Genomic DNA, 22,756 nt, shown 5'->3' with positions numbered 1-22,756 from the left:
GCCCGTTATGGGCACTGACGCGCACATGCCGCGGCCCGGCCGCCGCATCGCTGCGGGGGCCGGGCCGGGGCGGGTGCCGGTAACGCTTACTTGACGACGCTGAGCGGCAGCAGCTTCTTGCCCGTCGGGCCGATCTGGATCTCGGTGTCCATCTGCGGGCAGACGCCGCAGTCGAAGCACGGGGTCCAGCGGCAGTCCTCGACCTCGGTCTCGTCGAGGGCGTCCTGCCAGTCCTCCCAGAGCCAGTCCTTGTCCAGGCCGGAGTCGAGGTGGTCCCAGGGCAGGACCTCCTCGTACGTGCGCTCGCGGGTGGTGTACCAGGCGACGTCCACGCCGTACTCGGGCAGCGTCTCCTCGGCGGCCTTCATCCAGCGGTCGTACGAGAAGTGCTCGCGCCAGCCGTCGAAGCGGCCGCCGCCCTCGTAGACGGCGCGGATGACCGAGCCGACGCGGCGGTCGCCGCGCGAGAGCAGGCCCTCGACGATGCCGGGCTTGCCGTCGTGGTAGCGGAAGCCGATGGAGCGGCCGTACTTCTTGTCGCCGCGGATCTTGTCGCGCAGCTTCTCCAGGCGCGCGTCGGTCTCCTCGGCGGACAGCTGCGGCGCCCACTGGAACGGCGTGTGCGGCTTGGGCACGAAGCCGCCGATGGAGACGGTGCACCGGATGTCGTTGGAGTTGGCGACCTGGCGGCCCTTGGCGATCACGTTGACCGCCATGTCACCGATCTGGAGCACGTCCTCGTCGGTCTCGGTGGGCAGACCGCACATGAAGTACAGCTTCACCTGCCGCCAGCCGTTGCCGTAGGCCGTGGCGACCGTACGGATCAGGTCCTCTTCCGAGACCATCTTGTTGATGACCTTGCGCATCCGCTCGCTGCCGCCCTCGGGCGCGAAGGTCAGTCCCGAGCGACGGCCGTTGCGCGTCAGCTCGTTGGCAAGATCGACGTTGAAGGCGTCGACGCGGGTCGACGGCAGCGACAGGCCGATCTTGTCTTCCTCGTACCGGTCGGCGAGCCCCTTGGCGATGTCGCCGATCTCGGTGTGGTCCGCGGAGGACAGCGACAGCAGGCCGACCTCCTCGAATCCCGTGGCCTTCAGGCCCTTGTCCACCATCTCGCCGATGCCGGTGATGCTTCGCTCCCGCACGGGGCGCGTGATCATGCCGGCCTGGCAGAAACGGCAGCCGCGGGTGCAGCCACGGAAGATCTCGACCGACATCCGTTCGTGGACGGTCTCGGCCAGGGGGACGAGGGGCTGCTTGGGGTAGGGCCACTCGTCCAGGTCCATGACGGTGTGCTTGGACACCCGCCACGGGACGCCGGAGCGGTTGGGCACGACGCGCGAGATGCGCCCGTCGGCCAGGTACTCCACGTCGTAGAACTTGGGGACGTACACACTGCCGGTCCGCGCCAGGCGGAACAGCAGCTCGTCACGGCCGCCCGGCCGGCCCTCGGCCTTCCAGGCGCGGATGATGTCGCTGATCTCCAGCACGGCCTGCTCGCCGTCGCCGACCACCGCGCAGTCCAGGAAGTCGGCGATCGGCTCCGGGTTGAACGCCGCGTGGCCGCCCGCGAGGATCAGCGGGTGGTCCTCCGTGCGGTCCTTGGCCTCGATCGGGATGCCCGACAGGTCCAGGGCGGTGAGCAGGTTGGTGTAGCCCAGCTCGGTGGAGAACGAGACGCCGAGGACGTCGAAGGCGCTCACCGGGCGGTGCGCGTCGACCGTGAACTGCGGTACGCCGTGCTCGCGCATCAGCGCTTCGAGGTCCGGCCACACGCTGTACGTGCGTTCGGCGAGCACGCCCTCGCGCTCGTTGAGGACCTCGTAGAGGATCATGACGCCCTGGTTGGGCAGCCCGACCTCGTAGGCGTCCGGGTACATCAGCGACCAGCGCACATCGCAGGAATCCCAGTCTTTGACGGTGGAGTTGAGCTCTCCACCGACGTACTGGATGGGCTTCTGGACATGCGGGAGAAGCGCTTCCAGGCGCGGGAAGACCGTCTCGACAGGCATCGCGGCGTCTTTCATGAGCTGGCAGGGGTGACCATCCAGCGTACCCCGGGAGCGCGGCCCTGTTGACGGGTACCGCCCCGGTGGGCAAAGGGTGACCACATGCGGACGGTGGGTCACCGGCGCGTGCGGCGGTGAACGGCCGCCGCACGCGCGGCGCGTCACCCGCGCAGCTTCCTGCGGTGGCCCGGCTTCGACGCCTTGCGCCACACCTCGGGCAGCTCCCGCTCCCGGGCGGCCGCCGCCGCTTCCTCCCGCCCGTACAGCAGTCCGAAACTGAATCCGCCCTCCCCCGCGCCGTGCGCCTGTACGGCCAGGTCGCGCAGCGCCTCACGGGCCAGCACGCTGTCCTGGTGGTCGCCGAGCAGCTGCTGCACCCGCTTCATACGGGTGGCGAACTTCTCCGCCGGGCGGCCCAGCGCCGGGCCGGCCGCCTCCGCCGCGTACCGCACCCGCTTGGCCGCCTTGCGGGCACCGTGCAGGGCCTCGTCGCGCTCCGCGCCGGGCGGCAGTGCCAGCGCGGCCGTGATCCGCCCGTCAAGCCGCCGGTAGTCCTTGAGCACGGCCTTCGTCATCGTCCGGGCCGGCGGGCGGCTCGCCGCGGCGGCCAGCGGCGGGTCCGCCAGGAGGGCGTGCAGGCTCTCCAGCAGCGCCAGGTGGCGCGCCCCGTCCAGGACCGCGAGCAGCGTCTGGCGCGAGCCGAGGCGGCGGCGCTGCGACCACAGGCGCAGCCGCGCCGCCACCGGCCCCAGCCGCAGCTCCCGCGGCAGGTCCGCCAGCCCCGCGCGCAGCCGCGCCGCCAGCACCTCGCGGTCCCGGTCCACGCCCAGCTCGCCCGCCAGCCACTTCAGTTCGTCACCCAGCGGATCGGTCACCGACCGGTTCAGCACCGCGCCGTACGAACGGAAGACGCTGCGCAGACGGCGGGTGGCGACGCGCATCTGGTGCACCGAGTCGGGTACGTCGCGGCGGACGGCCGGGTCCAGCTCGACGAGGGTGCGCACCTGCTCGCGGACGTAGGCGAGGACGGCGTCGCCGGCCGTACGGGGGGCGGCCCCGGGCTTCCCGGGCTCCTCTGCCTTCTTGTCCGTCTTGGCCTTCTTGGACTTCCTGGCCTTCTTCACGCTCTTGGGCTTCTCGGCGCTCCTGGCCTTACGGATCTTCTTCAGCTGCTTCGCCGACCCGGCCTGCCCGCCCGGCCGCCCGGCCGCGGTCCGTGCCTCGGCGGCGCCCCCGGGCGCGGTCTCGGCCAGCGCGCGGGCCAGCTTCGACGCCGAGCTCGCGGGCCGCACCCCCGCCGCCGCGAGAACCTCCTCCACGGCGTCCAGGAGGCCGGGAGCCCCGTCCCCCACCAGTTCCACCTCGATCTCGCGCCAGCGGACACCGGCAGCCACCCGGCCCGGCCGCGCCTCGTCCCCGTCCTGCGCCTCGTACGCCACATCCGCGGCACATACCGCTTCCGTCCCGTACGAGCCCGGCGCCTGCCCTCCGGCGCCCGCGCCGTCCACCCGATGCGCCACCACCTCGTCGACCGCCACCTCGGCGAGCGGCTCCCCGCCCGCGTCCTCCAGCACCCGCAGCGTGCGCCGGGTCCGCAGATGCGCGACCGGCGCCAGGCGCGCGCCACGCACCCGCGAGCGCACCAGTGCCGCGAGCTTGTGCGGCAGCCGGTCGGCCAGGGGCATCCGCACCTCGTCCCGTACGCCGGGCGCGACCGGCAGCTTCAGGTGCCAGCCCGCGTCACCGCCGCCGGTGCGCCGCCGCAGCGTGATGCCGTCGGCGGCGAGCCGCTGGTCAGGGGTGTCGTAGTAGGTGGCGGACAGGACGACGGTGCCCTGGTCCGCAATGGCCGCGACCCCGGCTACGCCGGTCAGGTCGGGCAGGTCGGTGCTGTCGTCGGCCTCGTACTTCCGCTCGATTTCCCGCACGGTGTCCGCCATGGATCGAATCTAGCCGCGTGTGGGGCCCGGAGGCAGTCCCCGACCGGACGTTCGCGCGGGAGCGCGCGGCATGGCCGGAGCGCTTCGGGCTGGCCACGGCGCACCTGGGGCAAAAACAGTTCATCTCTGTACGAACACCTGCGAATGTCGGATAGCTCCTTTCCGGCCGGTTGCGGAAATACGCCGTCTTGCCGTCGGCAGATGCCACTCAGACGATCGGTCCCGCATCCCGTGCGGACCGTGGCGGCCACCAGGGCCGCGACAGGTCCGTGCGCCCGTTCACGAGGAGGAACCGATGACCACCAACGGCCGCCAGAGCCTCAGTCCCGACGCGGCACGGCAACTCGCCACCGCCACCAAGACCACGCCCCAGATGCGCGGCATCACCCCGCGCTATCTGCTGCGCGCCCTGCCGTGGGTGGACGTCGAGGCCGGCGTCTACCGCGTCAACCGCCGCCGCACCTTCATCCTCGGCGACGACCGGATCAGCACCTTCTCCGAGGGCGACAGCCACCGCATCGTCCCCGAGGACCTCAGGGAACTGCCGTTCCTGCGGCAGGCCGACGAGGGACAGCTGCGCGAGCTGGCGGAGACCTGCGACGAAGTCAGCTTCGAGGCCGGGCAGTTACTGTGCTCCGAGGGCGACAACGCCGACCGGCTCTGGGTGCTCGTACGGGGCCGCGCCGAGAAGCGGGTGACCGGCCGCTACGGCGAGGACGCGCTCCTGGAGATCGTCGGCGACGGCCAGTTCTTCGACCTGGAGGCCTGGGCCAAGGGCGAGTCGCAGCCGTACCGGGTGCGCACCCTGACCCCCGGTGTCGCGCTGTGCATCAGCCGCGCCAAACTGGCGGAACTGGCCGACCGCGACGAGTCGCTGCGCACCACACTGGAGTCCTACTGCTCCGGCGAGATGCCGACGCCGGGCGCCGAGGCGCCGGTCGACCTGTCCGCCGGGCACGTCGGCGAACCGGTGCTGCCGGGCACGTACGTGGAGTACGAGGACACGCCGCGCGAGTACCACATGAGCCTGGCCCAGACCGTGCTGCGCGTGCACACCCGCGTCGCCGACCTCTACAACCAGCCCATCGACCAGACCCGCGCGCAGAGCAACCTGACCGTGCACGCACTGCGCGAGCGGCAGGAGTCGATGATGCTCAACCACCCGGAGTTCGGCCTGTTCAACCAGGTCGCGCCGGGGATGCGGGTGCAGCCGCGCACCGGGGCGCCGACGCCCGACGACCTGGACGAGCTGCTGGCGAAGGTGTGGAAGCAGCCCGCGTACTTCCTCGCGCACCCGCGGGCGATCGCCGCGTTCGGCCGCGAATGTACCCGCCGGGGTGTGCCCCCGGTGACCGACACCCGGTTCGGCAGTCCGCTGCTGACCTGGCGCGGCGTGCCGCTGCTGCCGTCCGACAAGGTGAGCATCAACGGCGCGGGTACGACGGAGATCCTGCTGATGCGGGTGGGCGAGGCGGAGCAGGGCGTGGTGGGCCTGCGCCCGGCCTCCGTACCGGACGAGGCGGAACCGGGCCTGTCCATCCGGAACATGGGCGTCGACCAGAAGGCCATCACGTCCTACCTGGTCACGGCCTACTTCAACACCGCCGTCCTGGTGGAGGACGCCCTCGCCGTCCTGCAGAACGTCGAGGTGTCCAAGTACCATGACTACTCCTGAGATCACGGGGCTCGCGGCACCGCTGAGCGCGCTCCTGGGCCAGGGGACACGGACCGCGGCCGCGGACACGACGGCCCCGGCCACCGGCCCGGACACGGCCGTACGGACGCCCTCGGCCACGGACGCGGGCACGGCATCGGGCACGGCACCGAGCATGGGCGCGGCTCCGGGCGCGGGGGCGACCGTTGTACCGGACGCGGCCATGGCGGGTCTGCCGGGAATGCCACCGGCTCCGAGCGCGGGCTCCGGCACGGGCGGCGCCGCGTCAAGTGCCGTCCCCGGTACGGCAACCACGGTCCCTGAAGCCGAGCACTACCTCGGCTTCGACACCGCCCCGGGCATGAGCGCGGTCCCGGGCATGAGCGCGGTCCCGACTACGAGCACGCCGCCGAGTACGGGCGCGGTACCGGCCGCCGGCGCGGTCCCGTCCCCGGGCGCGGTCCCGGGCGCGGAAACGGCCCCGGGCGCGGCCCCCACCACCCCCACCACCGACCCCTCCGCCTCCGCCGCCCGGCAGTTCCCGGGAGCCCAACGCGGCGCCTTCTCCCCCGAGATGGCGCGGCGGGACTTCCCGATCCTGCACCGGCTGGTCAACGGCCGTCCGCTGGTCTGGCTCGACAACGGCGCCACCACCCAGAAGCCGCGCCAGGTGATCGAGGCACTGGCCGCGTTCTACGGTTCGGCCAACTCCAACATCCACCGCGGCGCCCACACCATGGCCCGCGACGCCACCGCCCTGTACGAGGCGGGCCGGGCCGCCGTCGCGGACTTCCTGGGCGCCCCGTCCCCCGAGGAGATCGTCTTCGTCCGGGGCACCACCGAGGCGATCAACCTGGTCGCCCAGACCTGGGGCCGGGCCAACGTCGGGCCGGGCGACGACATCCTCGTCCCCGTGCTGGAGCACCACTCCGACATCGTCCCCTGGCAGCAGCTCGCCGCCGAGACGCACGCCCGGGTGGTGCCGGTCCCGCTGCTGCCGGACGGGCAGATCGACCAGTTCGCCTACGCCGACCTGCTGTCCTCCCGTACCCGGCTGGTGGCCGTCAGCCATGCCTCCAACGTGCTGGGCACCGTACCGCCGGTGGCGGAGATGACGGCGCTGGCGCACCGCTACGGCGCCAAGGTGCTGGTGGACGGCGCGCAGGCGGTGGCGCACTTCCCGGTCGACGTGCAGGCTCTGGACGCCGACTTCTACGCCTTCTCCGGCCACAAGCTGTTCGCGCCCACGGGCATCGGCGCGCTGTACGCCAAGCCCGAACTGCTGGCGTCCATGGCGCCGTGGCAGGGCGGCGGGAACATGATCGAGTCCGTTTCCTTCGACCGCACGACGTTCGCGCCCGCGCCGCACCTCTTCGAGGCCGGTACGGGTCACATCTCCGGCGTGGTCGGGCTGCTCGCGGCCCTCGACTGGCTGTCGTCCTTCGACCACGAGGCCATCGCCGCGTACGAGACCGACCTGCTGGCCTACGCGCGGCAGGCCCTCGCCACCGTGCCCGGCCTGCGCCTGCTGGGCGAAGCGCCGGACCGCATCGGGGTGCTGGCGTTCACCCTGGCGGGCCACGACCCGACGGCCGTGGCGCAGTCCCTGGACCTGGACGGCATCGCCGTACGCTCCGGCCACCACTGCGCACAGCCGGCCCTGGCCCACTACGGCCTGGACAGCGCCGTACGCGCCTCCCTGGCTCTCTACAACACCCCCGAGGAGGTGGACCAGCTGACGGCGTCCCTGCTGCGCCTCCAGCAGTCACCGTGATCTGAACCGAAGCGCCCGCCCCGCCACCGGGGCGGGCGCGCCCCCTGTCACCGCCTGCGGGTACAGTGCGGTCCTCGGTTCGCGCACATCACGGCAGGGGGAACGATGCTCGCGCATCTGACGGACACCGCGCGCCAGTTGGCCGCCATCCTGTGGCAGCAGCACACGGTCTACCGGGACCGGACGGGCGGCGTGGTCATACGGGGCGAGCACGTCCAGCGGTGGATCAGCCTGTCGGCCACGGGGACCCGCGGCGAGGTACTCATACGGGCGGGCCGCATCCTGGACGGCGGTACGAGCGCCCCCGCACGGGCGGAAACGGTACTGCGGCTGTCCAGCGGCACGGCCGAACTGGCCGCCGCCTGCCGCCGGTTACTGGCGGATATCGCCGTCAGCGCCGCCCCGGCGGCGCCGTACGCGCCGGAGCCGGGCCGGGCCCCGCGGCCGGCCCGTAAGCGGACGGGCAGGGCGAGGATCGCCCTCTGGATCGCCCTCGCCACGGTGACGAGCGCCGCGGTGCTCGCCGCCCTCGTCGCCTACAGCTCCTACAGCGCCGCGTCCGGCCGCTGACGTACGGCCGGCCGACGGGTCAGGCCGACACCGGCCGCTGCACATGGATGGACTGGAGCAGCCCTATGGCGATCCAGACCGCGAACATGGACGTACCGCCGTACGAGACGAACGGCAGCGGCAGTCCGGTCACGGGCATGATGCCGAGCGTCATACCGATGTTCTCGAACGCCTGGAAGGAGAACCAGGCGATGCAGCCCGCCGCGACGATCGTGCTGTACAGCTCGCTGGCCTCGCGGGCGATGCGGCAGGCGCGCCACAGGACGACGCCCAGCAGCACGATGATCAGGCCCGCGCCGAGGAAGCCCAGCTCCTCGCCGGCGACGGTGAAGATGAAGTCGGTCTGCTGCTCCGGCACGAACTGGCCGGTGGTCTGGCTGCCCTGGAACAGGCCGGAGCCGGTCAGCCCGCCGCCGCCGATCGCGATCCGCGCCTGGTTGGTGTTGTAGCCGACGCCCGCCGGGTCCAGGTTCGGGTTGGCGAAGGCGGCGAAGCGGGCGATCTGGTAGTCGTCCAGCAGGCCGAGCTGCCAGATGGCGACGCAGCCGATGACGCCGGCGCCCAGCAGGCCGAGAATCCACCGGTTGGAGGCACCGGAGGACAGCAGGACGCCGAGGATGATCGCGCCGAGGACCATGACCGAGCCGAGGTCCGGCATCAGCATGATGATGGCGACGGGGACGGCGGCCAGGCCGAGGGCCTGTACGACGGTGCGGTGGTCGGGGTGCGGGCGGTCGCCCGCGTCGACCCGGCCCGCCAGGATCACCGCCATCCCCAGCGTGATGGTGATCTTGGCGAACTCGGCGGGCTGGAGGGAGAGCCCGCCGGGGATGGCCAGCCAGGAGCGGGAGCCGTTGATCGTGGCGCCCAGCGGGGTGAGGACGAGCAGGGCCAGCAGCAGCGAGACGCCGTACAGGATCGGTACGGCCCCGCGCAGCGTGCGGTGGCCGAGCCAGATCGCGCCGGCCGCCAGGGCCAGGCCGATGCCGGTGTTCAGCAGGTGGCGCAGCAGATAGCCGTACTCGTCGCCGTGGTTCAGCTCGGTGCGGTTGCGGGTCGCGGAGAACACCAGCACCGCGCCGATCAGGGACAGCGCCAGGCAGCACAGCAGCATGACCCAGTCCAGCCGGCGCACGACCGAGTCGCGCGCGGTCAGCCTGCCCCAGGCGCCGCGGTCGGGGCTGTAGCGGCGGACGGTGAAGCCGCCCGCGGTGTGCGAACCGGTCACTGGCCCCGCCTTCCGGCCGCGGCGGGCGGCTTCTGTGCGGCGGCGACGGGCTTGATGGGCTGTGCCTGGATCGTGCCGTCGCCGAGAATCCTGGGCAGCTCGGTCTGCGGCTTCGGCAGCAGCGCCGCCTTCGCGTCGATCTTGCCCTTGTCGTCCACCCCGTACAGCGCGTTGTAGATCTTGCGTACGGCGGGGCCGGCGGACCCCGAGCCCGTACCGCCCTGGGAGATGGTCATGATGATCGTGTAGTCCTTGGTGTACGTGGCGAACCAGCCCGTCGTCTGCTTGCCGTAGACCTCGGCGGTACCGGTCTTGGCATGCATCGGGATCTTGTCCTGCGGCCAGCCCTGGAAGCGCCAGGCGGCGGTGCCGCGGGTGGCGACGCCGGCCAGCGCGCCGTCGATCTGGGACAGGGTCTTCGCGTTCACCGGCAGCTTCCCGTGCGCCTTGGGCGCGATGTTCTCGATGTGCTTGCCGTCGGGGCTGACCACGGCCTTGCCGACGGTCGGGTTGTAGAGCGTGCCGCCGTTGGCGATCGCCGCGTAGATCGTCGCCATCTGTATGGGGGTGACCTGGGTGTCGCCCTGGCCGATGGAGTAGTTCACGGAGTCACCGGCGCGCATCTTCATGCCGGACTCGCAGTTCTCCTTGGCGATCTTCGAGACGTAGTCGTCGCCGGTCTTGCCCTGCTTGCACCAGCTGTCCTTGTTCGCCTCCCAGTACCGCTTCTTCCACTGGCGGTCCGGGACGCGGCCGGTGACCTCGTTGGGGAGGTCGATGCCGGTCTCCTTGCCGAGGCCGAACTGGTGGGCCGTCTTGTAGAACCAGTCCGCCGGGTTCTTGGGCTTGTTGCCGCCGTCCTTCTGCCACTGCTGGTAGGCGAGGTTGTAGAAGACGGTGTCGCAGGAGACCTCCAGCGCGCGGCCGAGGTTGATCGGCCCGTAGCCCTTGGACTCGAAGTTCTTGAAGACCTGGCCGCCGATGTTGAAGGAGGCGGTGCAGGGGTAGGTGCCGTCGAAGTCGTATCCGGCGTTGACCGCGGCCGAGGTGGAGATGACCTTGAAGATCGAGCCGGGCGCCGCCTGTCCCTGGATCGCCCGGTTGAGCAGCGGGTAGTTGGAGTCCTTGCCGGTCAGCTGCGCGTAGTCCTTGCCGGAGATGCCGCCGACCCAGGCGTTGGGGTCGTAGGACGGGTTGGAGGCCATGGAGACGACCCGGCCGGTCTTGTTCTCCATGACGACCACGGCGCCCGCGTCGGCCTTGTAGTTGGTGCCGGTGTTCTTGTCGTGCGTGTCGCGGGCGTCCTTCATCGCCTGCGCCAGTTCCTTCTCCGCTATGGCCTGGACGCGGGCGTCTATGCTCGTCACGACGTTGGAGCCGGGGACGGCCTTGTCGCTCTTGGCCTTCCCGATGACCCGGCCGAGGTTGTCGACCTCGTAGCGCGTCACGCCCGCCTTGCCGCGCAGCTGGCTGTCGTAGGTGCGCTCCAGCCCGGACCGGCCGATCTGGTCGGAGCGCAGCAGCGGCGAGCGGGTGTCCTTGGCCTTTTGGATCTCCTCGTCGGTGACCGGCGAGAGGTAGCCGAGGACCTGCGCGGTCTGCGCCTTGCCGGGCGCGGCGTAGCGGCGTACGGCGGTGGGTTCGGCGGAGATGCCGGGGAAGTCCTCGGAGCGTTCGCGGATCTGGAGGGCCTGCTGGGTGGTGGCCTCGTCGGTGATCGGGATGGGCTGGAAGGGCGAGCCGTTCCAGCAGGGCTGCGGGGTCTTGGCGTCGCACAGCCGGACCTTGTTGCGGATCTCCTGCTCCGTCATGCCGAGGACCTTGGCGAGGCGGCCGAGCACGGCCTTGCCGTCGTCCTTCATCTTCAGCAGGTCGGTGCGGTTGGCGGAGACGACCAGGCGGGTCTGGTTGTCGGCGAGCGGGATGCCGCGGGCGTCGAGGATGGAGCCGCGGGTGGCCGGGTCGACGACCTGCTGGACGTGGTTGTTGCGGGCCTCGTCGGCGTACTCCTGGCCGTTGCGGATCTGGAGGTACCACAGCCGGCCGCCGAGGGTGAGCAGCAGGGAGAAGACGAGGATCTGGATGGCGATCAGCCGGATTCTGACGCGTGAGGTACGGCCGGTCTCCGCAATATTGGTCACAGTCGCTTGACCCCCTTGATGCGTCCGGCCTTGTTACGGGCCGACCTGCCGAGCAGTCCGCCGCGCTGGCCGCCGATCCGGGCCGGTTTGGACGGGAGATTGGTGCGCATCGAGCGGCTGGCCTTCAGGCCGGTGCCGGAGCTGAGCCAGCCGTAGGCGCTCCTGCCGCCCTTGCCGGAGCCGCCCTGGCCGCCGGCGGCGTCCGCGGCCAGCGGGTCGTGCTCCGTCCTGCGGGCCAGGGCCATGACCGCGGGTACGGCGAACGGGGCGAGCAGCAGGTCGTAGAGCGTCGCGGTGAACAGCAGCCAGCCCAGACCCACATGGCGGGCGGCGGAGTCGCCGACGAGCGAGCCGACGCCCGCGTACAGCAGGGTCGAGCCGAGGGCCGCGCCGACGACGACCACCAGCGGCATGGTCGCCGAGCGGTGCTGCCCGCTGTCCGGCTTGGTCAGCCCGGCCACGTACCCGATGACGCACAGCACCAGGGCGTAGCGGCCGATGGCGTGGTCGGAGGGCGGCGCGAGGTCGGCGAGCAGGCCGGCGCAGAAGCCGACCAGGGCGCCGCTCACGTGCCCGTAGACCAGGGCCAGGCCGAGGACGACCAGGAGCAGCAGGTCCGGTGTGGCGCCGGGCAGCTGGAGCCGGGCCAGTACGCCGACCTGGACCAGCAGGGCCACGACCACCAGTGCGGCCGAGAGCAGGGTCCTCTTGATGCGCATCGGTCAGCTCCTGGGAGAGGCGCTCGCGGTGGGGGTGGCCGTGACGGTGACCGTGGGGGTCGGCCTGGGTTTGGCGGGCTTGGCCGGCAGGACCGTGTCGCGCGGGTCCTCGCGGGGCGGCTGGACGACGATGCCGACGACGTCCAGCTTGGAGAAGCCGACGAACGGGCGGACCTGGAGGGAGCGGGTCAGGTCGCCGTTGGACGGGTCGACCTTGACGACCTGGCCGACCGGGACGCCGGGCACGAAGGGCTTGTCGGCGCTGGAGCCGAAGGTGACCAGCCGGTCGCCCTTCTTCACCTCGGCCTTGCCGTTGAGGAGCTGCACGCGCAGCGAGTTGCCGCCCTGGCCGGTGGCGAACCCGATCTCGTTGGTCTTCTCCATGCGGGTGCCGACGGTGAAGTCCGGGTCGTTGGCGAGCAGGACGGTGGCGGTGGTGCGGCCGACGGTGGTGACCCGGCCGACCAGTCCGTCGCCGTTGAGGACGGTCATGTCGCGGGCGATGCCGTCCTGGGAGCCGGCGTCGATGGTGACGGTCCAGGAGAAGCCCTGCGCCGCGCCGATGGCGATGACCTGGGCGCCCTTGATGCCGTACTGGCCGGTGCCGGCGGTCTTGAGCATCCGGTCCAGCTCGGCGGCCCGGTTGCGGTTGCGGTCGGAGGAGCCCAGCTTGGCCTTGAGCGCGGCGTTCTCCCGCTCCAGTGCGCTGATACGGGTGTGCCGCTCGCCGGAGTCCCGTACGGCGCCGACCGCGTTGCCCACCGGGTCGACGACCGTCGCGATGCCGCTCTCGACCGGCCCGAAGACCGCGGCGGCGGCCTGCCGGGCACCGGCGAGCGGGGACCGTTCGCCACCGCGGATGTCCACCGTGATCAGCGCGAACGCGATCGCGACCAGCAGCACCAGTAGCAGCCGGCTCTCTCGTGTGTCCCTCACGTGCGGCGGCCGTGTCCTTCCTCGTAGGACCGGCCGGCTGCGGGCCCGCGCCGGTCGCGCTGGGGAGTGCGTTGTGCCTTTATACGCAAGTCTCGCCCGTCGGGGCGTGGTGCTTGTATATCAACGATCCGCCGTACGGACGATCAGCCGCCCGTACGGCGGAATGTCGGGTTCCTCAGCGGCGCGGCTGGGAGTCCAGGACCTGCTGGAGCGCCTCGAACTCCTCGACGCACTTGCCGCTGCCGAGCGCCACGGAGTCGAGCGGGTCCTCAGCGATGTGGATCGGCATGCCGGTCTCGCGGCGCAGGCGCTCGTCGAGGCCGCGGAGCAGGGCGCCGCCGCCGGTGAGCACGATGCCGCGGTCCATCACGTCGCCGGACAGCTCGGGCGGGCACTTGTCGAGCGTGGTCTTGACCGCGTCGACGATGGAGTTGACCGGCTCCTCGATCGCCTTGCGGACCTCGGCCGCGGAGATCACGACGGTCTTGGGAAGTCCGGAGACCAGGTCGCGGCCGCGGATCTCGGTGTGCTCGTCCTGCTCCAGGTCGTAGGCCGAGCCGATGGTGATCTTGATGCTCTCGGCGGTGCGCTCGCCCAGCAGGAGGCTGTACTCCTTCTTGATGTGCTGGATGATCGCGTTGTCCAGCTCGTCGCCGGCCACCCGGATCGACTGGGCCGTCACGATGCCGCCGAGCGAGATCACCGCGACCTCGGTCGTGCCGCCGCCGATGTCCACGACCATGTTGCCGGTGGCCTCGTGGACCGGCAGGCCGGAGCCGATCGCGGCGGCCATCGGCTCCTCGATGATGTGCACCTGGCGGGCGCCGGCCTGGGTGGACGCCTCGATGACCGCGCGGCGCTCGACTCCGGTGATGCCGGAGGGGACACACACGACCACGCGCGGGCGGGCCAGGTAACGGCGCTTGTGGATCTTGAGGATGAAGTAGCGGAGCATCCGCTCGGTGATCTCGAAGTCGGCGATCACGCCGTCCTTCAGCGGACGCACCGCGACGATGTTGCCGGGGGTGCGGCCGATCATCTTCTTCGCCTCGGCCCCGACGGCCAGGATGCCGCCGGTGTTGGTGTTGATGGCCACGACCGACGGCTCGTTGAGGACGATGCCACGACCCCTGACGTACACCAGCGTGTTGGCGGTCCCGAGGTCGACAGCCATGTCACGGCCGATGAACGACATGTTGTTCCCCATGAGGATACGTCTGGCCTTCCCAACTGGAGCGAATGCTTACTTGAGGTCGGCAGGTGTGGTGCGCCGGGGCGCGGAAGCTCCATCGTAGTCACGAAGTCCCCACCGCTCGAACGCGGTGCGGGGTTCCTTCGCCATTGTCGGCGGAACACGGACCCGCCCCCCTCAATGGGGACGTCGTGTCGCGCCGAAGCGTTCCCCCGTTCGGAGCGCGGATACCGCGAGGCGACCGGCTCCCGGCCGGTCGCCCCAGGTCACCGGGGGTCCCGGTGAGGAAGAGTCAGGAACGACCCGGGAAGAAAATCTTGATTTCGCGCTCCGCCGACTCCTCCGAGTCCGAGGCGTGGACCAGGTTCTCCCGGGTGATGGTCCCGAAGTCGCCGCGGATGGAGCCGGCGGGCGCCTTGATCGGGTCGGTGGGACCGGCCAGCGCCCGTACGCCCTCGATCACCCGCTCGCCCTCGACGACCAGGCTGACCACCGGGCCGGACGACATGAACTGCACCAACGGCTCGTAGAAGTCCCGGCCGACGTGCTCGGCGTAGTGCTGCTCCAGGATCGCGCGGTCCAGCGTGCGCAGTTCCAGCGCGCTGATCGTCCAGCCCGCCTTGCGCTCGATACGGCCGAGAATCTCACCGACCAGGCCGCGGCGGACCGCGTCGGGCTTGAGGAGGACGAGCGTGCGCTGGCTCACGGGAGGGGCTCCTTGGGGTACGAGCGACAGACGGCAGGTGCCCTGAGGCTACATGGGTGACGGCACTGGGCTGTACGCGGTACCGGAGCCGGTCAGGGGGCCGAACGGGTGACGCGGGCGCGGTTTTCGCACGGGTGACCGACGCGGTCGACCGTGGCCCGCGCGGACGTCCGATCCGGGCCGGGCCGGGCGCGCATCCGTACGTCGGGCGTACGTCCGCACCCGGACCGGACGGGCCGACCGCGTCGGTCACGGTCGGCCGCGGTCGGCCAGGGTCGGCCGCGGTCAGGCCGTACCGGGCGCCGTCCCGGCCTGGGGGCCCTCTTCGGCCATCGCCGCCCAGCGGGCCTTCGCCTCGTCGATCTTGCGGCCGAAGTGCACCGACGCCCACCACAGGGCGGCGAAGACCGCCCCGAGGAAGAACATCGTGCCCACCACGAAGCCGCTGGCGATCAGGGCGACCTGGAGGGCCCAGCCGAGCTGCACACCGCCGGGCCGGGTGAGCACCCCGCACAGCAGGACGCACAGCAGCATCGCGACGCCGCTGACCGTCCAGACCGTGGCCGTGGAGTGGCCGGAGGTCTGCATGGCGACCAGACCGGCGAAGCCGATCACGAAGAACTCGCCGATCAGCGTGCTCGCACACAGCGTGCGCATGGTCAGTTCCTTCCCAGGAGCAGCCGGGCCTCGCCGACCGTGATCACGGAGCCGGTGACCAGCACGCCGGCGCCGGAGTACTCGCCCTCCTCCTCCGCGAGGGTGATCGCCGCCTCCAGCGCGTCGTCGAGCCGGGGCTCGACCTGCACCCGCTCGGTGCCGAAGATCTCCACCGCGACGGCCGCCAGCTCGTCCGGGTCCATGGCGCGGTGGCTGGAGTTACGGGTCACCACGACCTCGGCGAAGATCGGCTCGAAGGCTTCGAGGAAGCCCCGTACGTCCTTGTCCGCGCTGGCGCCGACCACTCCCACGAGTCGGCTGAAACCGAACGCCTCGCTGACCGCCTCGGCCGCGGCCCGCGCGCCCGCCGGGTTGTGCGCGGCGTCCAGGATCACGGTCGGGCTGTTGCGCACGACCTCCAGGCGGCCGGGCGAGGCCACCGCGGCGAACGCCGAGCGGATGGTGTCGATGTCCAGCGTGCGGGCGTGCTCGGAGCCGATGCCGAAGAACGCCTCCACCGCGGCCAGCGCCACCGCGGCGTTGTGCGCCTGGTGGGCGCCGTACAGCGGCAGGAAGATCTCCGCGTACTCGCCGCCGAGGCCGCGCAGCGTCAGCAGCTGGCCGCCCACCGCGACCTCGCGGCTGAGCACGCCGAACTCCATGCCCTCGCGGGCGACCGTGGCGTCCACCTCGACCGCGTGCTTGAGCATCACGGACGCCGCGTCCACCGGCTGCTGCGCCAGGACGACGGTCGCGTCCTTCTTGATGATCCCGGACTTCTCGCCCGCGATCAGCTCGGGGGTGTCGCCGAGGCGGTCGGTGTGGTCCAGCGAGATGGGCGTGACGACGGCGACGTCCGCGTCGATCACGTTCGTCGCGTCCCAGGTGCCGCCCATGCCGACCTCGACGACCGCCACGTCCACCGGGGCGTCCGCGAAGGCCGCGTACGCCATGGCGGTGAGCACCTCGAAGAAGGACAGGCGGTACTGCTCGCGGTCGTCGACCATCTGCACGTACGGCGCGATGTCCCGGTACGTCTCGATGAAGCGCTCGGCGGAGACCGGGGCGCCGTCCAGGCTGATCCGCTCGGTGACGGACTGCACGTGCGGGCTGGTGTAGCGGCCGGTGCGCAGGTCGAAGGCGGACAGCAGGGCCTCGATCATGCGGGCGGTGCTGGTCTTGCCGTTGGTGCCGGTGATGTGGATGGACGGATACGCGCGCTGCGGCGAACCGAGGACGTCCATCAGCGCCTCGATGCGCTGCACCGACGGGTCCAGCTTGGTCTCGCCCCAGCGGCCGGCCAGCTCTGCCTCCACCTCACGCAGCGCGCGGTCCACCTCAGGGTCCTCGGGACGGGCGGGAATGCCGTCCCCCTGGGGCGGACCGGCCTGTGCGCGCAGGGTACGGCTGCCGGCCTCGATCACCGCGAGGTCGGGGTCCCGGCCGGTCTCGGCCTCCACCATCTCCTCGAAGGGGTCGGCCGGGCCGTCCGGGCCGGGGATCGGGTCGGGGTCGTCGTTTCGGGGGCGGTCGTCGCTCACGGTTCCAGTCTACGAGCCACCACCGACAGCGGTGGGTGGCGGCCTGCGGCCGGGCGGCGACCGCCCGCGGCCGGGACCGCTACGACAGCGCCGCCTTCATCATCGCCTTGGCCACCGGGCCCGCCAGGCCGCCGCCCGAGATCTCGCTGCGGGCCGCGTCGCTGTCCTCGACCATGACGGCGACGGCCACCTGGTGGCCCTTGCCGTCCTTGGCGTAGGAGACGAACCAGGCGTACGGGGTGCCCTTGTTGTCCACGCCGTGCTGGGCCGTGCCGGTCTTGCCGCCGACCGTCAGGCCGTCGATCCTGGCCTTGGAGCCGGTGCCCTCGTTGACGACGGTCTCCATGGACGACTGGAGCTGCTCGGCGGTGCGCTGCGAGACGGCCTTGCCGTACTCCTCCGGCTCGTACTGCTGGAGCGTGTTGCCGCCGCTGTCGGTGAGCTTGTCGACCATCTGCGGCTTCTGGAGTTCGCCGCCGTTGGCGATGGCGCCGGAGACCATGGCCATCTGGAGCGGCGTCGCGGTGTCGTCGAACTGGCCGATGCCAGACAGCGCGGTCTGCGCCTTGTCCATGCCCTGCGGGTAGAGGCTCTTGCCGGCCCGGACCGGGGTGTCCAGCTTGCCGTCGTTGAAGCCGAACTTCTCGGCCTGCGCACGCACCTTGTCCTGGCCCAGGTCGGCGGCCATCTTCGCGAAGACGGTGTTGCAGGAGTACTGCAGCGCGGTGCGGATGGTGGCGTTCTCGCAGGGGGCGGAGGCGCTCTCGTTCTTCAGCTGGGTGTGGGTGTTCGGGAGGGTGTACGGGTCGGGGCTCCCGGTCTTCTCGTCCACGGAGGAGTACAGGCCGTTCTCCAGGGCGGCGGCCGCGACGACCAGCTTGAAGGTCGAACCGGGCGGCAGCGGCTGGCGCAGCGCGCGGTTGATCTCGGGGTGGTTCTTGTCGGCGGACAGGTCCTTCCACGCCTTCTGGTCGGAGCCGTCGGAGCCGGCGAACTTGCCCGGGTCGTACGAGGGGGTGCTGACCATGCCGAGGATCTTGCCGGTGGCCGGGTCGAGGGCGACCGCGGCGCCGGTCTTGCCGTGGAGCGCCTGGTAACCGGCCTGCTGCACCTTGGCGTCGATGGTGGTGGCCACGTCCCCGCCCTTGGGCCGCTGGCGGGTCAGCGCGTCGCCGGGGTTCTGCAGGCGGCTGTCGGAGCCGTCGAGGAGGTCGCCGTACAGGCTCTCCAGCTGGTTGCTGCCGAAGATCTGCGAGGTGAAGCCGGTGACGGGGGCGTAGAGCGGGCCGTTCTGGTAGGTCCGCTTGTTCTTGAGGGTGCCGTCGGTGGCGGTGGAGCCGGTCACCGGCCGGCCGTCGACGAGGATGTTGCCCAGCGGATTCGCGTACTTGGCTATGGAATTACGCGGATTGTGCGGATCGTCCGAGAACGTGGACGCCTTGGCGCCCTGCAGCCACGTGACCCACGCCAGCAACGCGAGTACCAGCAGGATGCAGAAGACCGAGACTCGGCGCAGGGGTTTGTTCATGGGTGGCGCGGCTCCTCGTCACTGGACGGCGCGTGCTGGATACGTACGTTTCGCCGGAAACTCCCGTTTGCGGGCCCATGCTCCACCGTCTCCATGAGAGGCGGATGAGAACCCCGGCGGCCACCGTCCCACCGTGACGCACGCCTCTGATCGCCGCCCCGGGGCAACGCACCACCCCCTGCCGACATCTTCCCCGGCGGGCTCTGTGAGCCTTGACCGACACAAGGATCCGAGAAGGACACCGGAAGACAGGCCTCGGAGCGGCGGCGCGTGACCGCCGGGGTACACCGGGCAGAGCGGGAGCTGAAAGAGCGTGCCGGCAATCAGTCAGCGGATGCACCTGGTGCTGCTCACCGCGTGGACCGTGCTGTGGTTCGTCGTGGTCGAGCCGAACGGCGGTTTCTCCTGGCACTACCTGCGTACCGGCGGCGAGCTGATCTACCAGGGCTCCTCCGGCGACGGCACCGGCGGCCTCAACCTCTACGCCCACCACCCCGAACTCCAGATGGGCCCGATCAGCTTCCTGGTGGCGGGCCTGTTCAACCCGTTCCCCGAGCACACCGGCCAGTTCCTGGCCGCCGCCCTGATGTCGCTGCTCGGCCTGGTGATCGTGGTGCTGGCCGGGCGCAGCGCCGCCTACCACTTCCTGGGCACCGGAACCAACCACCAGCGGCTGCGGCAGCGCGTCCTGATAGCCGGGCTGGCGTTCATCCCCATGTGGATCGAGGTCTCGGTCCGCTTCGGGCATCTGGACGACGTGCTCGCGCTGTTCTTCACGGCACTGGCCGTACGGTCGGTGACCCGCGGCAACGCCGCGCTGACCGGCGTCTTCCTGGCCCTCGCGATGGACTCCAAGCCGACGGCGCTGGCCTTCGTACCGCTGCTGCTCGCGCTCCCGAGGGAGAAGTGGCTGCGCGCGGGGCTCTGGACGGCGGGGCTGGTCGCGGTCGCCTGGCTGCCGTTCTTCATCGGTGACCTCCACTCGTTCTCGGCGGCGAAGTTCGCCATCCCCAACCATCCGGCGTCCGCGCTGCGCTGGCTGGGCGTGGCCGATCCCGAGACACCCGGCTGGGACCGGCCCGCGCAGTTCGCGCTGGGCCTGCTGCTGGGCTGTCTGGCGGTGTGGCGGGGGCGCTGGGCCGCCGTCGTCCTGCTCGGCGCGAACGCCCGTATCGTCCTGGACCCCAGCGTCTACACGTACTACACCGCGTCCGTCCTGCTCGGCACGCTGCTGTGGGACGTCATCGGACAGCGGCGGCTCGTGCCCTGGTGGAGCTGGCTGGCGCTGCTGATCCTGTACGGCAGCGTCTTCGCGGTGCCCGACGACTCGGCCCGCGGCCTGATCCGCCTGGCGTTCGTGGCGGCGTCCACGGCGTACGTCCTGCTGTGGCCGGTACGGGAACGCGGCGACCGGCGCGGCTCGGGACGCCGCAGGCCCCCCGCCCGTACGGACGAGGGGCCTGCGGACGGCCACGCGCCGGGGAGCGCCCCGGCGCCCGGCACTACGCCTTGGGCAGGGCCGCCAGCTGCGCGCTGATGCGCACGATGTCGGCCTCGGCCGTCTCCAGCCGGGTACGGATCTTGGCGACGACGTGGTCCGGGGCCTTGCCCAGGAACGCCTCGTTGCCCAGCTTCCCGTTGGCCTGGGCCTTCTCCTTCTCGGCCGCGGCCAGGTCCTTCGACAGCCGCTTGCGCTCGGCCTCCACGTCGATGGCGCCCGACAGGTCCAGCGCCACGGTCGCGCCCGCGACCGGCAGCGACGCGGTGGCGGTGAAGGCCTCGCCGGCCGGCTGGAGGCGCAGCAGCGAACGCATCGCGGCCTCGTGGGCCGCGAGCCGCGTACCCGCCAGGTCCAGCTGCGCCGGAACCTTCTGGCCGGGCTGCAGGCCCTGGTCGGACCGGAAGCGGCGGACCTCGGTGACGACCTGCTGGACGGTCTCGATCTCCCGCTCGGCGGCCGCGTCGCGGAAGCCGCTGTCGGCCGGCCAGTCGGCGACGACCAGCGACTCACGGCCGGTCAGCGTGGTCCACAGCGTCTCCGTGACGAACGGCACGATCGGGTGCAGCAGCCGCAGCGTGACGTCCAGCACCTCGCCGAGGACGCGGCGCGAGGCGTCGGCGGCCGGGCCGCCTGCCATGAAGGTCGTCTTGGACAGCTCGACGTACCAGTCGAAGACCTCGTCCCAGGCGAAGTGGAAGAGGGCGTCCGACAGCTTGGCGAACTGGTAGTCGTCGTAGTACGCGTCCACCTCGGCGACGACCGTGTTGAGCCGGGAGAGAATCCACCGGTCGGTCGCGGACAGCTGCTCGGCCGGGGGCAGCTCGCCCTCGACGGTCGCGCCGTTCATCAGCGCGAAGCGGGTGGCGTTCCAGATCTTGTTGGCGAAGTTGCGCGAGCCCTGGACCCAGTCCTCGCCGATCGGCACGTCCGTACCGGGGTTGGCGCCGCGTGCCAGGGTGAAGCGGACGGCGTCCGAGCCGTACTTGTCCATCCAGTCCAGCGGGTTGACCGCGTTGCCGAAGGACTTCGACATCTTCTTGCCGCGCTCGTCGCGGACCATGCCGTGCAGGGCGATGGTCTTGAACGGCGGGGTGCCGTCCATCGCGTACAGGCCGAACATCATCATCCGGGCGACCCAGAAGAAGAGGATGTCGTAGCCGGTGACCAGAACCGAGTTCGGGTAGAACTTCTCGACGCTCGGGGTCTTCTCGGGCCAGCCGAGCGTGGAGAACGGCCACAGGCCGGACGAGAACCAGGTGTCCAGGACGTCCGTGTCCTGCGTCCAGCCCTCGCCCGTCGGGGCCTCGTCGTCCGGTCCGACGCAGACGACCTCGCCGTTCGGGCCGTACCAGACCGGGATGCGGTGGCCCCACCACAGCTGACGCGAGATGCACCAGTCATGAAGGTTGTCGACCCAGCCGAAGTAGCGGGACTCCATCTCCTTGGGGTGGATGTCCACCTTGCCGTCGCGGACCGCGTCACCGGCGGCCTTGGCCAGCGGGCCGACCTTGACCCACCACTGCATGGACAGCCGGGGCTCGATGGTCGTCTTGCAGCGCGAGCAGTGGCCGACCGAGTGGGTGTACGGGCGCTTCTCGGCCACGATGCGGCCCTCGGCGCGCAGCGCCGCGACGATCGCGGAGCGGGCCTCGAAGCGGTCCAGGCCCTCGAAGGGGCCGTGCGCGGTGATCACGCCGCGCTCGTCCAGCACCGCCAGGTTGGGCAGGTCGTGCCGACGGCCGATCTCGAAGTCGTTCGGGTCGTGGGCCGGGGTGACCTTGACCGCGCCGGTGCCGAACTCCGGGTCGACGTGCTCGTCCGCGACGACCGGGATGCGGCGGCCGGTCAGCGGCAGCTCGATCTCCGTGCCGACCAGGTGGCGGTAGCGCTCGTCGTCGGGGTGGACCGCGACGGCGGTGTCACCGAGCATCGTCTCGGCGCGGGTGGTGGCCACGACGATGGAGGCGTCACCCTCCCCGTAACGGATCGAGACCAGCTCGCCCTCGTCGTCCTGGTACTCCACCTCGATGTCCGAGATGGCGGTCAGACAGCGCGGGCACCAGTTGATGATGCGCTCGGCGCGGTAGATCAGCTCGTCGTCGTAGAGCCGCTTGAAGATCGTCTGGACGGCCTTGGACAGGCCTTCGTCCATCGTGAACCGCTCGCGCGACCACGCGACGCCGTCACCCAGGCGCTTCATCTGCCCGGAGATCTGCCCGCCGGACTCGCCCTTCCAGCGCCACACCCGCTCGACGAACGCCTCCCGGCCCAGGTCGTGGCGTGAGGCGCCCTCCTTGGCCAGCTCGCGCTCGACGACGTTCTGGGTGGCGATGCCCGCGTGGTCCATACCGGGCTGCCACAGCGTCTCGTAGCCCTGCATCCGCTTACGGCGGGTGAGGGCGTCGATGAGGGTGTGCTCGAAGGCGTGCCCGAGGTGCAGCGAGCCCGTGACGTTCGGCGGGGGGATGACGACCGTGTACGGCGGCTTGTCGCTCTTCTCGTCCGCCTCGAAGTACCCCCGCTCCACCCAGCGCTCGTACAGCGGCCCCTCTACCTCGGCCGGCGCGTACTGGGTCGGCAGTTCAGTGGGGCTGCTGTTCGGCCCGCCGTTTCGGGGGCTCTGCTGAGTGTTCTCGGTCACGACGCTCAGTGTACGGGCG

At 71.2% G+C, this 22,756-nt stretch carries 16 protein-coding genes; 4 read left to right on the top strand and 12 right to left on the bottom strand.

What is annotated here, in order from left to right; all coding sequences use genetic code 11:
* Positions 1-86 precede the first annotated feature (86 nt).
* Both ACFV57_RS02125 and ACFV57_RS02120 read right to left on the bottom strand, forming a co-directional pair.
* Entirely contained in the window at positions 87-2,012 is a 1,926-nt protein-coding gene (locus tag ACFV57_RS02125) for a TIGR03960 family B12-binding radical SAM protein (protein ID WP_385224719.1), read from the bottom strand.
* A 158-nt stretch (positions 2,013-2,170) separates the two neighbouring features.
* Positions 2,171-3,949 (bottom strand): CHAD domain-containing protein, encoded by a 1,779-nt coding sequence (locus tag ACFV57_RS02120; protein WP_385224717.1) that lies wholly within the window; start codon positions 3,947-3,949, stop codon positions 2,171-2,173.
* A gap of 295 nt (positions 3,950-4,244) precedes the next feature.
* Between ACFV57_RS02120 and ACFV57_RS02115 the strand changes: the two genes are divergently transcribed.
* From ACFV57_RS02115 to ACFV57_RS02105, 3 genes are all read left to right on the top strand, one after another.
* The gene (locus ACFV57_RS02115) at positions 4,245-5,624 is read left to right on the top strand and encodes a family 2B encapsulin nanocompartment shell protein (RefSeq protein ID WP_385224715.1); all 1,380 of its coding nucleotides are present in this window, start codon (positions 4,245-4,247) and stop codon (positions 5,622-5,624) included.
* Positions 5,611-7,377, top strand: a complete 1,767-nt coding sequence (locus ACFV57_RS02110; protein ID WP_385224713.1) for a SufS family cysteine desulfurase — start codon at positions 5,611-5,613, stop codon at positions 7,375-7,377. Before ACFV57_RS02115 ends, ACFV57_RS02110 begins: the two co-directional genes overlap by 14 nt.
* A gap of 105 nt (positions 7,378-7,482) precedes the next feature.
* Positions 7,483-7,947: a hypothetical protein gene (locus tag ACFV57_RS02105; protein ID WP_385224711.1), complete on the top strand. Its 465-nt coding sequence runs from the start codon at positions 7,483-7,485 to the stop codon at positions 7,945-7,947.
* A 19-nt stretch (positions 7,948-7,966) separates the two neighbouring features.
* Here the strand turns inward: ACFV57_RS02105 and rodA are convergent, their stop codons facing one another.
* The 9 genes from rodA to ACFV57_RS02060 all read right to left on the bottom strand — a co-directional run bounded on the left by rodA (position 7,967) and on the right by ACFV57_RS02060 (position 18,595).
* Positions 7,967-9,175 (bottom strand): rod shape-determining protein RodA, encoded by a 1,209-nt coding sequence (gene rodA / locus ACFV57_RS02100; protein WP_385224709.1) that lies wholly within the window; start codon positions 9,173-9,175, stop codon positions 7,967-7,969.
* Positions 9,172-11,316: a penicillin-binding protein 2 gene (gene mrdA, locus ACFV57_RS02095; protein WP_385224707.1), complete on the bottom strand. Its 2,145-nt coding sequence runs from the start codon at positions 11,314-11,316 to the stop codon at positions 9,172-9,174. Before mrdA ends, rodA begins: the two co-directional genes overlap by 4 nt.
* Entirely contained in the window at positions 11,313-12,035 is a 723-nt protein-coding gene (gene mreD, locus ACFV57_RS02090) for a rod shape-determining protein MreD (RefSeq protein WP_385224705.1), read from the bottom strand. Before mreD ends, mrdA begins: the two co-directional genes overlap by 4 nt.
* A gap of 3 nt (positions 12,036-12,038) precedes the next feature.
* Positions 12,039-12,971 carry a rod shape-determining protein MreC gene (gene mreC / locus ACFV57_RS02085; RefSeq protein WP_385224703.1) on the bottom strand — a complete coding sequence of 311 codons (933 nt, stop codon included), beginning with the start codon at positions 12,969-12,971 and terminating at the stop codon, positions 12,039-12,041.
* Between the two features lie 175 nt (positions 12,972-13,146).
* Positions 13,147-14,166 (bottom strand): rod shape-determining protein, encoded by a 1,020-nt coding sequence (locus ACFV57_RS02080; protein ID WP_003985182.1) that lies wholly within the window; start codon positions 14,164-14,166, stop codon positions 13,147-13,149.
* A gap of 289 nt (positions 14,167-14,455) precedes the next feature.
* Positions 14,456-14,869 carry a nucleoside-diphosphate kinase gene (gene ndk, locus ACFV57_RS02075; RefSeq protein WP_385224701.1) on the bottom strand — a complete coding sequence of 138 codons (414 nt, stop codon included), beginning with the start codon at positions 14,867-14,869 and terminating at the stop codon, positions 14,456-14,458.
* 285 nt (positions 14,870-15,154) lie between these two features.
* On the bottom strand, positions 15,155-15,526 hold the full coding sequence (locus ACFV57_RS02070) for a DUF4233 domain-containing protein (RefSeq protein ID WP_385224699.1): 372 nt from the start codon (positions 15,524-15,526) through the stop codon (positions 15,155-15,157).
* A gap of 2 nt (positions 15,527-15,528) precedes the next feature.
* Positions 15,529-17,067 carry a bifunctional folylpolyglutamate synthase/dihydrofolate synthase gene (locus tag ACFV57_RS02065; RefSeq protein ID WP_385224697.1) on the bottom strand — a complete coding sequence of 513 codons (1,539 nt, stop codon included), beginning with the start codon at positions 17,065-17,067 and terminating at the stop codon, positions 15,529-15,531.
* Between the two features lie 79 nt (positions 17,068-17,146).
* Positions 17,147-18,595 carry a peptidoglycan D,D-transpeptidase FtsI family protein gene (locus ACFV57_RS02060; protein WP_385224695.1) on the bottom strand — a complete coding sequence of 483 codons (1,449 nt, stop codon included), beginning with the start codon at positions 18,593-18,595 and terminating at the stop codon, positions 17,147-17,149.
* Positions 18,596-18,929: 334 nt separating this feature from the next.
* Here ACFV57_RS02060 and ACFV57_RS02055 point away from each other — a divergent pair, with 334 nt between their 5' ends.
* Positions 18,930-20,132 (top strand): hypothetical protein, encoded by a 1,203-nt coding sequence (locus ACFV57_RS02055; protein WP_385225126.1) that lies wholly within the window; start codon positions 18,930-18,932, stop codon positions 20,130-20,132.
* On the opposite strand, the gene ACFV57_RS02050 is transcribed toward ACFV57_RS02055, so the two are convergent.
* On the bottom strand, positions 20,098-22,737 hold the full coding sequence (locus ACFV57_RS02050) for a valine--tRNA ligase (protein ID WP_385224693.1): 2,640 nt from the start codon (positions 22,735-22,737) through the stop codon (positions 20,098-20,100). The genes ACFV57_RS02055 and ACFV57_RS02050 overlap by 35 nt on opposite strands.
* Positions 22,738-22,756: the final 19 nt, after the last annotated feature.

The sequence above is a fragment of the Streptomyces sp. NPDC059788 genome (genome assembly GCF_042732265.1).
GTDB lineage: Bacteria > Actinomycetota > Actinomycetes > Streptomycetales > Streptomycetaceae > Streptomyces.
The sequence above is the reverse complement of the archived record's forward strand: the minus strand, read 5'-3'. Positions and strand labels throughout refer to the sequence as shown.